14 protein-coding genes and 1 pseudogene are annotated in these 15,745 nt (G+C 45.5%); 4 read left to right on the plus strand and 11 right to left on the minus strand.

The features are described from left to right. Positions 1–139: 139 nt before the first annotated feature. A complete protein-coding gene (locus AB4209_RS13010; protein WP_017078817.1) occupies positions 140–760 on the minus strand; it encodes an FKBP-type peptidyl-prolyl cis-trans isomerase in 621 nt (206 codons plus the stop codon). A 213-nt stretch (positions 761–973) separates the two neighbouring features. Between AB4209_RS13010 and AB4209_RS13015 the strand changes: the two genes are divergently transcribed. Beyond that, positions 974–1,558, plus strand: coding sequence for a LysM-like peptidoglycan-binding domain-containing protein (locus AB4209_RS13015; RefSeq protein ID WP_017068022.1), 585 nt, complete (start codon positions 974–976; stop codon positions 1,556–1,558). A gap of 59 nt (positions 1,559–1,617) precedes the next feature. On the opposite strand, the gene AB4209_RS13020 is transcribed toward AB4209_RS13015, so the two are convergent. The 10 genes and pseudogenes from AB4209_RS13020 to AB4209_RS13065 all read right to left on the minus strand — a co-directional run bounded on the left by AB4209_RS13020 (position 1,618) and on the right by AB4209_RS13065 (position 11,126). Further along, the gene (locus AB4209_RS13020; RefSeq protein ID WP_017063713.1) at positions 1,618–2,466 is read right to left on the minus strand and encodes a DMT family transporter; all 849 of its coding nucleotides are present in this window, start codon (positions 2,464–2,466) and stop codon (positions 1,618–1,620) included. After that, a complete protein-coding gene (locus AB4209_RS13025; protein WP_017058878.1) occupies positions 2,466–2,918 on the minus strand; it encodes a GNAT family N-acetyltransferase in 453 nt (150 codons plus the stop codon). The genes AB4209_RS13020 and AB4209_RS13025 overlap by 1 nt, the downstream gene beginning before the upstream one ends. A gap of 57 nt (positions 2,919–2,975) precedes the next feature. Next, a pseudogene (locus tag AB4209_RS13030) lies at positions 2,976–3,543 on the minus strand (Crp/Fnr family transcriptional regulator). Positions 3,544–3,614: 71 nt separating this feature from the next. Further along, entirely contained in the window at positions 3,615–5,369 is a 1,755-nt protein-coding gene (locus AB4209_RS13035) for a lysophospholipid acyltransferase family protein (RefSeq protein ID WP_372056144.1), read from the minus strand. Between the two features lie 12 nt (positions 5,370–5,381). Next, positions 5,382–5,819, minus strand: a complete 438-nt coding sequence (locus AB4209_RS13040; protein ID WP_102333018.1) for a YHS domain-containing (seleno)protein — start codon at positions 5,817–5,819, stop codon at positions 5,382–5,384. A 12-nt stretch (positions 5,820–5,831) separates the two neighbouring features. Further along, the gene (locus AB4209_RS13045) at positions 5,832–6,581 is read right to left on the minus strand and encodes an NRDE family protein (protein WP_017058882.1); all 750 of its coding nucleotides are present in this window, start codon (positions 6,579–6,581) and stop codon (positions 5,832–5,834) included. 2 nt (positions 6,582–6,583) lie between these two features. Continuing rightward, positions 6,584–7,126, minus strand: coding sequence for a hypothetical protein (locus AB4209_RS13050; RefSeq protein ID WP_048618622.1), 543 nt, complete (start codon positions 7,124–7,126; stop codon positions 6,584–6,586). A gap of 19 nt (positions 7,127–7,145) precedes the next feature. Further along, entirely contained in the window at positions 7,146–8,279 is a 1,134-nt protein-coding gene (locus AB4209_RS13055; protein WP_372056146.1) for a D-alanine--D-alanine ligase, read from the minus strand. Continuing rightward, a complete protein-coding gene (locus AB4209_RS13060; protein WP_372056148.1) occupies positions 8,276–8,863 on the minus strand; it encodes a DedA family protein in 588 nt (195 codons plus the stop codon). The genes AB4209_RS13055 and AB4209_RS13060 overlap by 4 nt, the downstream gene beginning before the upstream one ends. Positions 8,864–9,149: 286 nt before the next feature. After that, on the minus strand, positions 9,150–11,126 hold the full coding sequence (locus AB4209_RS13065) for a bifunctional 2',3'-cyclic-nucleotide 2'-phosphodiesterase/3'-nucleotidase (protein ID WP_371725126.1): 1,977 nt from the start codon (positions 11,124–11,126) through the stop codon (positions 9,150–9,152). A 414-nt stretch (positions 11,127–11,540) separates the two neighbouring features. Between AB4209_RS13065 and cysD the strand changes: the two genes are divergently transcribed. From cysD to AB4209_RS13080, 3 genes are all read left to right on the plus strand, one after another. Then, entirely contained in the window at positions 11,541–12,485 is a 945-nt protein-coding gene (gene cysD, locus AB4209_RS13070) for a sulfate adenylyltransferase subunit CysD (protein ID WP_372056176.1), read from the plus strand. Between the two features lie 18 nt (positions 12,486–12,503). After that, on the plus strand, positions 12,504–13,934 hold the full coding sequence (cysN, locus tag AB4209_RS13075; protein ID WP_017058887.1) for a sulfate adenylyltransferase subunit CysN: 1,431 nt from the start codon (positions 12,504–12,506) through the stop codon (positions 13,932–13,934). 65 nt (positions 13,935–13,999) lie between these two features. Beyond that, the gene (locus tag AB4209_RS13080; protein ID WP_017058888.1) at positions 14,000–15,724 is read left to right on the plus strand and encodes an SLC13 family permease; all 1,725 of its coding nucleotides are present in this window, start codon (positions 14,000–14,002) and stop codon (positions 15,722–15,724) included. Positions 15,725–15,745 lie beyond the last annotated feature (21 nt).

A 15,745-nucleotide genomic window follows, 5' to 3' on the forward strand; every position in this document is an offset into this window, starting at 1 on the left:
AAGTAATAAAGTAATAAAGTAATAAAGTAATCGACCTATTCACTATAAACGAAAAACGGCGATGTAGTCACATCGCCGTTGGATTATTTTAATTTTATTTGCCTATAGTATTTTGTTTTACTAAAGGTTTTTATAAAAATTAAAGGATAGCTAGAAGTTCTACTTCAAACACTAGAGCAGCAAATGGTGGGATTGCAGCACCTGCGCCACGCTCACCGTATGCTAGATCTTGAGGGATGTATAGCTTCCACTTAGAGCCAACAGGCATCATTTGTAGAGCTTGTACCCAACCTTGAATTACGCCAGTTACTGGGAATTCAGCAGGTTGACCGCGAGATACAGAGCTGTCGAAAACAGTACCGTCAGTTAGTTCGCCGTGGTAGTGAACACGTACTTGCTTGTCTGCAGTAGGGATTTCGCCAGTACCTTCAGTTAGTACTTCGTACTGAAGACCAGACTCAAGAACTGTTACTTCTGAACGAAGAGCGTTGTCAGTTAGGAAAGCTTCGCCGTCAGCTGCTGCTGCTTTAGCTAGTTCTTGACGTGCAGCTTCACCACGAGTGTGTAGCTCTTGTAGTGCGTTGTTGATTTCGTCAACTTCGATAGCTGGCATGTCACCAACTAGAGCTGTTGCGATACCAGCAGCGATTGCGTCAACGTTTAGGCCTTCAAGACCAGAACCAGCAAGTTGTTGGCCCATTTGTAGACCGATACCGTAGCTAGCTTTTTGCTCTACAGTTTCAAATTTTACTTCAGACATGAAAAGTCACTCTTTTTGTCAGTACGAAAAGGGTAAGAATACCAGTATTAGCAGCGTGAAGAAACGGCTAGTCCCTGATCACTTGCGCTTTACCGTGCCCAAATCACAGCCATGTCAATTTTCTCGCTTTGGGCCTTGTTGTGACGGAAAGATCTATACTGTTGGTACTTTGGTTTTTATACTGTAGTTATTCAATGTATAGGACGCAGTGGTATGAATCGTCGTCAAAAGAAAAAACAGAAAGTTGACCACTTAGCAGAATTCAAGGATCGACTGAATCAGGTCAAAGAGAAATTGAGTTCGATCGATGTGAAGAAAATGAAAACCTCGACAGCGCAAACTTGGGGTTCATTGCCGAAGTTACACCAAAGACTGTTGATGGTGATTTCTCCGATCGTACTGATATTACTTTTTGTGCCGCTACCAGAACCTAAAGTAGACACAGCTCCAACAACATCGCGCGTTGAGCTTGAAATAAACACCGTCGGCTTAAGCGAACAGCAAAATGCCAAGAACAGCTCATTAGAACCGAGTAACAAAAATTGGCAGGAGTACCTTGTTAAGCAAGGGGATACGTTAGCGCAGGTTTTTCGAAACAACGATTTGCCATTGTCTGACTTGAATGCGTTAGTGCGAATTGAAGGTGCAGATAAGCCGCTCAGTCAGATTCGTAAAGGCCAGCTGGTTCGTTTCAAACTTGCTGAAACTGGGCAGTTGGACATTCTTCAGCTAGAGAAAGGCGACACTTCGGTGATGTTCTTCCGCTTATCCGATGGTGGCTTTGGTCGCAGTAAGTAGATGAATAGTGAGCCTGAGTTAAAGCGCTTCACCAGACACAGATAAACGATAGAAAAGAGCTAAGCATTAGCTCTTTTTTTTGGTCGCTTGAAAGGGGCGAGTGGCAAGATGATAAGCATGATTCCGATAAAGGTTAATGTATCCGGAATCTCATCGAACCATATTGCACCTATTAGCGCGACAAACACCAATCCTGAATACTCAGCCAAGGCAATTTGGCTAGAGTGTGCTTTTTGATAGGCAGCAACCGCAAGGCCGTTGTAACTTAAGATTAGCGTCGCACTCAGGGCTATGTATCCCAAATGCTCCACAGACACTGGCTGCCAGTATAAGAAGCACAGTACTAATGAGGCTGGAATAGAGAATAAGGTTGTCCACCACAGCGTAGTGACCACCGTTTGCTCACTAGGAAGCTTTCTTACGAGTACATTAAATAGTGCTAGGGTGAGTGCTGTCCCCAAAGCAAACAGTGCCGCCCAATGAAATTGTGATGGCCTCAAGACAATCAATGCACCAATAAAACCTATGGTTGTGCCGATAACCTTGCCGAGTGCCGGTTGCTCTTTCAATAGCAACATTGAGAGCGGCAACATCAGTAAAGGCGCGACATAAAATACTGCGTTGGCGGTTGCCAAAGACAAGTGAGTGATCGCGACCACCATGCACCCACTGCCGATCAGAATTAACTGACCTCGAATGAAGGTTACCTTAGCCTGCTGTAAGCGCCGTTGTTCTTTTTTCTGCTGTAGCCACAAAGGGGTGATGATGACCAGAGATATCAACTGTCGGAAAAAAATATACTGTAAGGGCGGTACTTCGCCATTTAACAGTTTTACCGCTACGTCGGAAAGCGAGGCAAACAAGTTACCTGCAACCAACAATAGAATACCGGCAGTGATATTCGTCATTATTTTTCTAATCTCATGTCTATATGAGGAATGTCATCTTCGAGATACATATCCGAGATGGTGTTGAAGCCGTGGCTCGCATAGAAGTTTTCTAGGTGTTGCTGCGCGCCAATATCAATGGCCGTATTTGGCCAAAGAGCCTCGCAGCGTGTTAATGCTTCTTTGATTAATTGATGCCCCAAGCCACCACCTCTTGCCGATTGCTTGGTTGCGACTCGACCGATGCTGGTGTTGTCGTAAGAGGTACCTGGTGGTAATAAACGTGCACACGCTACCAACTCTTCATCAGCATAGCCAAGCAGGTGCTCAACACCCGCGAGTGTATCTTTACCGTCCAGCTCTGGATAAGGACAAGTCTGCTCGACCACAAATACATCGACTCTTAATTTAAGTAGTTGATAAAGCTGTTGTGTTGAGAGTTCAGAAAAAGGAATTGAGTGCCAAGTGATCATGTTTACATCCAGAGATTATCGATGCTCTGAATGTACTATGCGCGATGATTGTTGGCATTAACTATTGTTAATTCGACCTTTAATTCTGCTCAGGCTGATTGCGGTTATTCCTAGGTAGGCTGCAATTTGATTGTCGTTCAAGCGCTGCTCAAGGTCGGGATAGTGCTCGCAGAACAGCTGATAGCGTTGCTCTGGTGTATAGAGCAGCATGAAGCGTTCTTTGTTTTCCTTATGCATCAGTTGTGTTTCTAACAGCTTTAAATACAAAGGATTATTTGATGCACGCCACTCGATAACCGCATTCATTGGCAGCTCTAACATGGTGATGGGTGTCAGCGTTTCTAATAGGTAAGGAGAGGCTTGGTTCTTTATCAGACTCTCAAAGCCGATGATCCAATCTTGTTCCCCAATAGAACTCTTTGCTGTATTGCTTACCATCATCAGTGAGGTAGCAGGCATGGCACAAGCCTTCAAGTACAAAGTAGATTGAACTCGCCATCTCACCTTGATTGATCAAGATGTGTCTGGTTGGCAGCTCAAGTGGCTTGGCGACAGCGAGTAGAGATTCAATCTGGCTTTCAGAGAAGTCGAAGCTTTGCAGTTGTTCGATAAAAGAGGTGTGCATGAAAATAACCTAACCCAAATAAGTGCCGAAATCATCGCACTTATTTGGAGAGAGGTACAGAGCGGGATAAATCAGCGGCGTGCGTGTTGCTCTAGGTAATCTTGAGCAAGCTCTCTGCCCATGTATTTACCCAGAGTCTTCAGTGATACCTTTTTAAGGTTCACCACAATCAAGCCATCCAAGGCATCATTAAACGATGGGTCGACATTAAAACACACCAGTTTACCGTTCATCCCTAGATATTGGCGCAGCAGTACCGGCAGGCCTTTACCTTGCTCCATGCGTGCTAACACTTTAGAGAGCAGAGGCACACTCGCCAGTGAAGAGAGCAGGTGATTTTGCCAGAACACATGACTGCTGGTATTGAGTGGTGACGAAGGTGAAACCAAATTCGCCTTTTCCTCATCATAATGGTGGATTGATAACGTGGTCGCGATCAACAGACGCGCATTGTGGCTGTAATCATTGCTGATACTGACTGGGCCGAACAGATGGGTATATTGAGGGTGACGAGACACAAAGGTCGCAATGCCTTTCCACAATAGTAACAGTGAGTTCAGGCTCTTTTGGTAAGGTTTACTTACTACCGATCGCCCTAGTTCAATGCTGTTTTCTAACGTATCAATGAATTCTTGGTTGTAGTTAAACAGGCTACGAGAGTAAAGCTGATCAAGCCCGTGCTCTGCGATGAGTTTGTCGACCATACCGAGTCGATACGCGCCAACTAGTTCTGCCTTGGTTTTATTCCACACAAACAGTTGATGGTAGTAAAGGTCATACTCATCTAAATCACAGGCCAGCCCGCTGCCTTCTCCGACTTCTCTAAAGCTTTCTTCTCTTACTCGACCAATCTCGCGCATTAAGTTAGGAATGGATTGGCTTGGTGTGCAGTAGACCTCAAAGTTCCCTTGCTCGAGCAGTTTCATCTCTTCAGGGAGTGAGTCTATCTCTATTGATAAGACTTCTGGTGGAATAGGCGCTATCACTTGGGTATCGAAAGAGGGCGCGTGGATTGGCGTGTTCGGACTATCTTGTTGACTCATTAGATAGGTATTAAGTCGTAGGTAGTTGACGATATCCATCTCTTTTTCAAACGATTTTATCTCTGAATACGGAATCGATGAGCCAATCGAGATAGAGATAGTTGTCGCTTGTTTATTAAGAAGTTCACGCCCGAGTAGAGCGGTTCTCAACAGTGGATGAACACGACCCGCTTGATAGAAAAGCTCACTGTTCTTGCCATTGATAAAGATAGGTACCGTGGTGGCTTGGTGACGTTTGACGAATTTCGCTACCGACTTGCTCCACTCGATGTCTGTCAGTGTTTTTGCCCCTTTACGGTAGCTTGATACTTCACCTGCTGGGAATACAATCAATAGTCCACCATCAGCCAAATGACGATTGGCATCTCGAATCGCTTTGGCATTGGTGCGTTTCGATTCTTTACTGTTAAAGACATCGACACCGATGAAAAGATCATCCAGTTCAGGCAGGCGCTTAAGTAACTCATTGGCCAGCACCTTCACATCCTTTCTTACTGATCCTACGAGATCGGCAAGGATCACGCCTTCGATGGCGCCAAGCGGGTGGTTCGCCACAATCACGACAGGCCCTTCTTCCGGGATGTTTTCCGTGCTTCCCGATGCAACCGAGTAGTCGATATTGAGCGCCGACAGAGTGTAATTCATGAATTCGAAGCTAGATAACTCGTTTTTACGATCTTGGTAGAGTCGGTCTAGCTTAGATAGCCCAGTTGCCCACTCGACAACAGACTCACCTAAACCAAAAGGCGTGTAACGTGGTAAACGAAAAGGACTATCAATCATAATGAAATTACCTTACTTAATCAGTTGCGGCCAAACTTTATCGGCTTGTTGAATATGCTGTGCTTGGTCTTGTTCCCAGCGCTGCTTAATCTCTTGGTCGTAGTTGAGGTAAAGCTTGTTATCAACAATCGTCCATTGATGTGGGTCACTCGGTGCAAAGTCGCTCTTCGCTGATACTGCCCAAGCGCAATAGCCACCATATTGAGGGGCATATTTTTCAGGATTATTAACAAATAAAGTCAGATTCTTTTCAGAAGAGAAATACCAATCCGCCCCTTTGTACTCAGTGCTGAATTTTTTACTGCCTTCAATGGGCTTACCGGAAGTGAAATATGCGACGGTATCGTAGCCATCGAGCGCCTTACTGCTAAAGAAACCAGTGTAGATTTCATCGGCGGCAAATACGTACGGGCTAACAAGTAGCAGAACCATGGTGAATAGTTTTCTCATGATGGACTCCATCTATAGATTGATTGCGGGTGATAAATCAAAGGTAAAGCGCTGCTGATTTATCTGACATGGTTTAATGGGTTCGCATGGTGAGCCGGGTGCATAAAACATAGAGGCTTGACCATGCAGGTTACGTAAGTGTGTAAAGCTCACGGTATGTGCGTCTTCGCGATGCATACAGGTCGCTAAATGAGGTTGCTCATTGTGATGGTGAGAGTGGAACATCAGTAAGTTCTGTTGATTCTTACCTGCCGCCATGAGCTGATCATATTTTGCTTGTCGGTAGGCTTGCACTCGCTCTAAATCAACACCGGATGAGAAGAGTGGAGAATCAGTGTCGACTATTTTCTGTTGAATACCATCCCACATGTAGGCGATAACCAGACCATTGTGTTGGGTTAGATTGGGCGCGAAAGCTAGCAAGGTAAATGGGGCAAAAGAGTGTAGGTCTAGCTTGTGAAACGCTTCAGATAGCTGACTGATATTACGACTCGATGATAGGTTTTTAAGTAGCAAACCGCGGCTTACTAAAGGACCAACGGGCACTGTGCCTTGATAGTTATTGAGTAGGCATAGCGAAAGCCCGAACTCATTAATACTTATCCAGCTACCGCCGCCAGTTGGGTCGAGTGGCATAATGATATCGACACCGTTGACTCGATATTGTCTGGGTGGCATTGCCAGTGCTCGCGTCTTTTGTTCATCACGATTAAAAAAGACCTGATAACCATTCTCTTCAAGCAGCCAAGATACTGAACACATGATTATTGCTCCCTCAGATAGCTGTTGGTGGTTGGGGCATAACCAAAGGTGTTGCAGGTCTCGACGTCTAGGAAGGTGGTGATCACCTTGATCATCGCGTAATGATGATTGGCATGCAGTGCGGCAAAGGTGACCTCTCTTTCGAGCGTTGAAGGCAGGCTTGCGAACACTTGAGCATCCATCGAAACCTCGGTTTGGATCATGATAGGCGCTTCGAGATCTCGACGGTCTAATCGTTCAAGCCAGTTGATCACATAGTGGATCTCTTTGACTGCAATAGAGCGGTCGTATTCGACAGGATGACCACGACGACGAGTGTTGTAATCAACGGTCTCATCCTCTTTTAAAATCAAGGCGTGAAAAAGATCCAGTGTGTGACGAGTATGTTCACCGATAGAGCTTGTAACGTGTGGCTTTGCTCGTGTTAGGTAATCGCTGTCAGAAATCGCTAACAAAAACTCTAAACCCTGATTCAATATCTCTACCGCTCCCTTGATGCTAGGAGAGAAAGAAGTAAGGGCGCTCGGCTGGGCTATGGGGTTCATTCATGATCCTCGTGAAAAGTTAGTCGGTAGTCGGATATTGTTGAACAAGACGTCGCTCTTCTTGCCACGCCGCAAATAAGCTCTTGAAAGAAGGGGATTGGTGGCCTCGTTGTTTTTGCTGAGCGCCAATATCAAAAAGAATGCGATATTGCAGAAGTAGCGTGGAAAATATCTCTCGCAATGGGGTGTTGCGATCCCAGATATGTCCAGCCTCACTGCTTGCGCCATTGACCTCAAGAATCGTGAAATCCTCGCCGTTCATTAGGCTGTACATGTCTTTAAACTTGACGTCGAGTCGACCAAAGTGAAAGCCATCGAAGTCGTCGAATATCTCGTCTAAGCGTTCTGTTAGAGCCTGAGTGATGTATTGATTACCGTCTCGGAAGATACAGCCACGGCTATGGCTGCCTGCAAACGCGAGTTGGAACTCTTCACCCTCTGCGAGCACTTGATCCAATTTATCTTCATGCCTTGGTAGATACAGGTGGCTGAGTTGCCCAGCGCGCGGGCTGTTTTCAATTAACTGCTTGAGTGTCGACTTGCCATCACCCATCACCATTGGCGCATATTTGAGTGTGATCGAGATGATCTCACCTTGCTTTTTATTTGGGTAACGAATGTAGAAAACACCCGCTTCGGCTTGATAAGGCGCCTTTTTTTGCAGTAGAAAGCGAGCATTATTTGGGAAAGATTCGACATATTGCTCAAGTTGAACTTGGTTGTTGATCAGCTTAACGCCAACACCTCGACAGCCAAGATCCGGCTTAGCCACGATAGGGAAATCAAGATCCGTTTGTATGAGTGCGCTGCGTGCGTCTTCGGCTTGTTTTTTACTGCCGAGATCCGTTTTGGTTAGGGTTATAAACGGTGAGATCCAACGCTGACTTGAAGATCCGGCAAGGCTCAATATCTCATGTTTTGATTCGCCTACCATGCCGCTTAACTTAATGCTTGGATTGGCGATGAGCGGCAGCGCCCAGTCAAAGTGCCGTAACCCTTGCATCAGGCTTTGAATGACCACTGGCGTGTAGAAGAACCAAGTCGGAAGAAACTCATAAGGAGAGACACTTCGCACGGTATCTTTTTCAAGCAGAGGCATACCTGCATTAATTTGATGTGCGGGAATGATGCGAATATCTTGCGGTGAACTCATGATAGCCCTCTAGAGTAGGTTTTATTCATTAATCGATTGCCGATAAACAGCAAAACGATGGCACACGGGATGATGATCCATTGATATTCAGAGGCTTGCAGCCAGGCTGATGTCCCTAAATAGTAGATGGCAGAGAAGACAATGCCAGTCCAGAGCGCAGTTGCGCCGATGACGGCAAATAAGAAAGTAGGCAGTGGGATGGCGAAAAAGCCACTCAGAGTAAAACCAACGGTGCGTAGCCCAGGAATAAAGCGGATAACAAAAAGGCTGCTGAATGCGTTTTGGCGTAATTTGGTACGAAGCGAACGAAAGTACTTATTGGTGAGGGCTTTATATCGAACGCCTCGGAAGTAACGTCCTGATTTACCAAGGTAATAAAGACCAAGATCACCAGTGGCAATGCCAATGAAAATTGCAAGTAACGCATATTGCGGTGGGATGAGTGCTTGAGTCGCTAAACCAGCGGCCGTCACGATTGCCAGATCTTCAAGCAGGTAAGAAAGCGCGATAATGCCAAGCATCAGCCATAGCAGCGACTCCTCCCCTGAATGTAACCATGCTTGAATGCTCTCGACGGTGCCCATCAAATGTCCTTATCTATCCTATAGATGAATGACTTACCGGCCATTCATTGAGTGTAGTAAATTAAATAGACAGGAGGAGCTCAGAAAAACTTACAGCAAATTGCTGCTTTTTTACGTTGATTGGATTCAATAGGTGATTTGAGGTGTGCGATATTAGGCGAAGAATGAGCAGGAGTTTAAGCTTCGAAAGCTGAGGCCTTACACTAAGAATTTAGATAAGAAAAGAAAAAGGCTGAGTCGTTAAACTCAGCCTTTTAGAAGGTTAACTATTGATTACTAGAGTAATCTATTTAGTTAGATCAATTTGGTAAACGCCGAAACCAACATCGTCAGTGGCAACACGTTTCATTGGGTATTGACCCTTCTCTTTAATGAACTGTGCCGCTTTCTCACTTGGCGACGTTTCAAAGCGGATATCTAGCTTTTTATCCGTTTTGATTGGTGCGAATGACCAGTTGTTGTCAGCTGTTGGGCTCACTTGGCCTTGCTCTTTGCTTACGCGAGAGATGTAGTTCGCCAGTACAGTACGGTTCTCATCTGGTGCATCAAATGCGATGAAGTCTTCACCTGTGCCTGGGAATTTAGCGCTGTAAGCTCGGTAGTTGTTGGTTGCGATCAGGAAGTCTTGCTTCATGTCGATTGGCTTACCTTGGTAAGTTAGGCCAACAATACGCTGAGAATCAGGGTTAACCACTTTACAGTTTGCATCGTATTTCGCAGGCTGAGTTACGTCGATTTGGTAATCCACACCGTCGATAACATCGAAGTTGTAAGTACGGAAGTTATCCCACTCAATCAGCTGTTGTGGTGCTGTTGAGTTCACATCGATTTGGTTGAATTGGCCAGCAGAACACTCAAGCCACTCTTTTACTTCGTGACCTGTTACCTTCATTGCAACTAGCGTGTTCGGGTAAAGGTATAAGTCAGCCGCGTTACGGAATGTCAGTTGGCCAGATTCAACCTCAGTGAAGTTCGCTGGGTCATTCTTACGGCCACCGGCTTTGAATGGCGCAGCAGCAGAAAGTACTGGTGTACCGTCTAGGTCTGGGTCACCTTGGATGAACTGTTCAACGTAATCTTTCTGTGCAAGGTTAACAATCTGCACTGTTGGATCGTCTTGTACTAGAGACAGGAAGCTGTACATCACGTCGTCTGCTTTACCAATTGGTTGGTTAACAAACTCACGAGTACCTGCGTGGTCTTTTTCTAGTGCTGTTACGATGCCTTCATCAGCATCTGCAAGTGATTTCTTCTCGATCTTGTCGTAGATAGGGCGTGCTTCTGATTGGCCTTTTACTACTTCCCACTTACCGTCTTTTTGTGCAAGTGTTAGGTCCATAACACCAACGTGGCTACCCCAACGACCTGGCATTACTGCTGCAACGCCGTTCATTGTGCCAGTTTCGTTGTCGATGCCTTGAATGTCATCAAAACCTTTACCTGGGAACACTGCGTGAGAGTGGCCGAATGCGATTGCATCTATGCCGTCTACTTCAGATAGGTAGAACGTTGAGTTCTCTTCGCCATTTCTGTATGGGTCCGTTGATACGCCTGAGTGAGGGATAGCAACGATAACTTCAGCGCCTTCCGCTTTCATTTGAGGCACTAACTCGTTAGCTGTCTCAATGATATCGCGAGCGATTACTTTACCTTCAAGGTTCTTCTTATCCCACGTCATGATTTGTGGTGGAACGAAACCGATGTAGCCGACTTTTACTTCATGCTCTACGCCTGCAGTATCTTCAAACGTGTGCGTCTTGATGATGTAAGGTGTGAAGTAGTGTTCTTTGGTTTTTGCGTCGTAAACGTTAGCACTGATGTACGGGAAATCAGCGTCGTTGATTGACTCTTCTAGGAAATCAAGACCGTAGTTGAATTCGTGGTTACCTAGGTTTGCAGCGTCGTAGCTTAGCTGGTTCATAGCTTTGTATGCAGGGTGAACTTCACCCGCTTCGATGCCTTTGTCTGCCATGTAGTCACCCATTGGGCTACCTTGCAGCAAGTCACCGTTATCAACTAATACGCTGTTGGTTACTTCGTTTTGAGCTTCTTTTACTAGAGTTGCAGTACGTGCTAAGCCGATTTTTTTCGATGGCTTGTCTTTGTAGTAATCGTAATCCATTAGGTTGGTATGGATGTCCGTTGTCTCTACGACACGTAGTTTAATCACTTCATCGGTATCTGGTGTTGTTGTACAGCCTGCTAGAGTCAAACCAAGACCCGCAAGCACAGCCAATGACAAAGGTTTCATTGCAACTTTCATTTTGTAGCTCCAAAGTGGATAGTAGAAAATTCGTTGCGTAATGTAACAAAATGGAATGAAACAATGATTACAACGAATGTTAATTCGTGACTTAGATCGATTACTTTATGGTGTTCTGCAAGACGCCTCCCAAACCTGATTAATCGATGTGCAACTGATATCGATAATATTAGTCCATTCATTTCACCTGCTTATCGATAAATTCAATCCCTTATCAGCTTTTCGAATAAAAAATGAAATTTTAGAATTTCCAGTAATATGAGAGGCTCGTCATAATGCCTATATCAAGGACGTATCAGGCAGACGAATAGCAAGGATAGCTCAACACGAAGCTTCTGTTTTCTTCTAGTGCCAATACTCCCATTCACTCAAGTGGATGAGTTAAATCCCATGCTTGGCAAGACCAAGTAATGAATTGCTCGTAACGCGAGCCTTAAAGGAAGCACTGAAATGGACCAAGAACGTTTAACCCACCTAAAACAGCTCGAAGCGGAAAGTATTCATATTATCCGTGAAGTGGCGGCTGAGTTTGATAACCCAGTGATGATGTACTCCATCGGAAAAGATTCTTCTGTGATGCTTCATTTAGCTCGCAAAGCGTTTTATCCAGGCAAGATTCCATTCCCGCTATTGCATGTAGATACGGATTGGAAATTCCGCGAGATGATTGAGTTTCGTGATCGTACGGCTAAAAAGTACGGCTTCGACCTTTTAGTACATAAGAACCCAGAAGGTATTGAGATGGGTTGTAGCCCATTTGTACATGGTTCTTCGAAGCACACTGACATCATGAAAACACAGGGCCTTAAGCAGGCGTTAAACAAGTATGGGTTCGATGCGGCTTTTGGTGGTGCGCGTCGTGATGAAGAAAAATCTCGTGCGAAAGAACGTGTTTATTCTTTCCGTGATAAGAACCATACGTGGGATCCAAAAAACCAGCGTCCAGAGCTTTGGCACACCTACAACGGTCAGGTTAATAAGGGCGAAAGCATTCGTGTCTTCCCGCTATCTAATTGGACTGAGCTCGATATCTGGCAATACATCTATCTAGAGAGCATCGATATTGTTCCACTTTACCTTTCAGACAAACGCCCTGTAGTTGAGCGTGATGGCATGCTGATCATGGTTGATGATGACCGTATGGAGCTGCAAGAAGATGAAGTGATTGAAGAGAAAAGCGTTCGTTTTCGTACTTTAGGCTGTTACCCATTAACCGGAGCGGTTGAATCTGAGGCGAATACGCTAACGGGCATTATTGAAGAAATGCTGGTGGCGACGTCTAGTGAGCGTCAAGGTCGAGCGATTGACCATGATCAGTCGGGCTCTATGGAGCTGAAAAAGCGCCAAGGTTATTTCTAAGAATCTAAGGAAAGAAAAATGAATAGTGCAGTAGAAGCCGAATTGGCTGAACTAGGGATTGAAGGTTATCTAAGTCAGCATCAGCATAAATCTATGCTTAGATTTTTAACTTGTGGCTCGGTAGATGACGGTAAAAGTACGCTAATCGGTCGCTTACTCCATGATACAAAACAGATTTATGAAGATCAGCTAGCGGCGGTTCACTCGGATAGCCAACGAGTGGGAACGACAGGTGAGAAACCTGATTTGGCACTGCTTGTTGATGGTCTGCAGGCTGAGCGTGAGCAAGGGATCACGATCGATGTGGCTTACCGCTACTTCTCGACTCAAAAACGTAAGTTCATTATTGCTGATACTCCTGGGCATGAGCAGTATACGCGCAACATGGCAACAGGCGCTTCAACGTGTGATCTGGCGGTGATCTTGATTGATGCTCGTAAGGGCGTTCTGGATCAAACACGTCGTCACTCGTTTATCTCTAACCTGCTTGGTTTGAAGCATTTCATCGTTGCTGTAAACAAGATGGATCTCGTGGATTACGCGCAAGATCGTTTTGAAGAAATTCGCGATGAATACCTAGAGTTTGCAGAAAACCTAGAAGGCGAAACCAATATTCAGATCCTGCCAGTATCGGCGCTTGAAGGCATCAACGTTGCTGCACCAAGTAAAGAGCTTGCATGGTTCGAAGGCCCATCTCTGCTAGAAGTGTTAGAGAACGTCGACATTGACCAAAAGCGTTCGGCAGGTGAATTCCGATTCCCAGTTCAGTACGTCAATCGTCCTAACTTAGACTTCCGCGGTTTTGCTGGCACCGTTGCCTCTGGCCGTGTCAGTGTCGGTGATGAAATCAAGGCGCTGCCGTCGGGTAAAACCTCTAAGGTTGCACGCATTGTAACTTTTGATGGTGATTTGGAGTCTGCGCAAGCGGGCTTGGCAGTAACACTGACCCTTGAAGATGAGATTGATATCAGTCGTGGTGATTTGATTGTGCTAGAAAACGCGCAGATTGAATCCACTAACCACGTATTGGCTGACATCGTGTGGATGACAGAGCAACCATTGCAACCGGGCAAAGCTTACGACATCAAGATCGCAGGCAAGAAAACCGTTGGTCAGGTTGAAACGGTTCGTCACCAATACGACATCAACAACCTATCGACTCACGCTGTCGATGAGTTGCCATTGAATGGTATTGGTTTGTGTGAATGGTCATTGAACGAGACTGTCGCGCTGGATAAATACCGTGAAAGTGCCGATACCGGTGGCTTCATCGTTATCGACCGACTAACCAACGTGACGGTTGGCGCGGGTTTGATTCGAGACCGTTTGGACTCTGTTGAACAGCAAGTCGGTAACTTCTCTGCATTTGAACTTGAGTTCAACGCATTGGTTCGCAAACATTTCCCTCATTGGGATGCCAAAGATCTAAGCCAACTACTGAAGTCATAAACGACCAAGTAACAGCTTATTGAATCAGGCGGAAACCGATCGTTTCCGCCATAAAGGACGGGTATATGTGGCAACAAGGATTTGTATTAGCGATTTTGCTCGGCATCATTACTTGCCTGCTCGTTACCCGTATTAAGCCAAGCTTTATCTTTGCTGGCGCGGCGTTTATTGCTTTTATGGCTGGCATGATCGACTTGTCGAGCTTGGCTAATAACTTCACTAACTCCTCGTTACTGACTTTAATTCTTCTGATCCTCGCATCAAGTGCGTTGGAGAAAACTCGCTTAATCAGCTGGGTTAGCCGCAATATCTCTGAAGGTAGGCTAGGTACCGTGGTTGCGAAGTTGGGTATTTCTACAGCGTTACTTTCTTCTTTTACTAATAACACCGCGGTGGTTGTTTCTTTGATCGGGGCGATCAAACGTAATCAACAGCACGCGCCGTCTAAGTTACTTATCCCTTTGTCATACGCTGCCATCTTAGGTGGCACCCTGACATTGATCGGCACATCAACCAACTTGATCATCAATAGCTTTGTTGAAGATGCCGGATTGCCGAGCTTAAACTTTTTCACACCCACCTTGATCGGTTTAGCTGTTTTGATCGGCGGCGTGTTGATCCTTATTCCTCTTAGCTATTTTTTACCCAGCTACGATGATGGTTCTCAAGATGATCTGCCTTACTTTTTAGAAGCCAGAGTGGAGCCGGGCTCACCGTTAGTTGGTCGCAGCGTAAGTGAAAACAACCTCAGAGCATTGAGAAAACTGTTCTTAGCGGAAGTGATTCGAGACGGTAAGACCACCGCATCTATTGACCCTGATTTTATTCTTCAAGCTCGCGACCGATTGCTGTTTTGTGGTGATGTAGAGAGTGTTGCAACACTGCAAGAAATCCAAGGTTTAACCCTGTTTGGTCAGCATCATTTGAATGGCCAGAGCTTTGTTGAAGTGGTGGTGAGTTCGTCGGCAAGCTTCTGTAACAAAACCCTGAAAACCAGCCAATTTAGAGATCGTTTCGATGCAGTTGTGGTTGCTATTCGTCGTGGCCATGAACGCCTAGAAGGTGGGCTAGGGAATATCACATTGACCGCTGGTGATACCTTGATTTTGGTTCCAGGTAAACGCTTTGAAGAACAGCGCCAACAACACAACAAAGAGTTTGTGTTGATGAATGACTTAGATTCGAGTGCCAAGCTTGATGCCGACAAATCGACGTTCGTGTTGCTCGGCTTTGCTAGCGTGATTGGTTTAGCCCTTATCGATGCAGTACCTATTATCAAAGGCTTAGCTGGTTTTCTACTGTTGCTGGTGGCATTTGGCGTGGTGCAACTGGGTGAGCTCCGCCGCCGTTTCCCAGTCGATATTGTGGTGATCGTGGGCTCTGCACTTTCTATTGCTCAACTGATGATTTCATCGGGTTTATCTGAGCGGATGGGGCTGATGTTTATGGAGGCGTTTAATGGCTGGGGCGTATTCGGTGCGTTAGTTGCTACCTACTTTATGACTTTGGTTTTGACAGAGCTGGTGACCAATAATGCGGCTGCAGCACTCTCATTTCCGATTGGCTACAGTATGGCAGTAGGTTATGGCGTTGACCCTATGCCGTTCATCATGGCGGTACTGTTTGGTGCCAGTGCCAGTTTTATCTCTCCATACGGCTACCAAACCAACTTACTTGTTTATAGCGTAGGTAATTACCATTTAACGGATTATCTGCGTATCGGCATTCCAATCTCGATTGTATATTCGGGCTTGGTGCTGACCCTAATTCCTTATTTTTTCCCATTTTAATGCTGTTTATTTAAAGGACTA

The organism is Vibrio sp. 10N.286.48.C11 (assembly GCF_041469805.1).
GTDB classification, from domain to species: domain Bacteria; phylum Pseudomonadota; class Gammaproteobacteria; order Enterobacterales; family Vibrionaceae; genus Vibrio; species Vibrio crassostreae_C.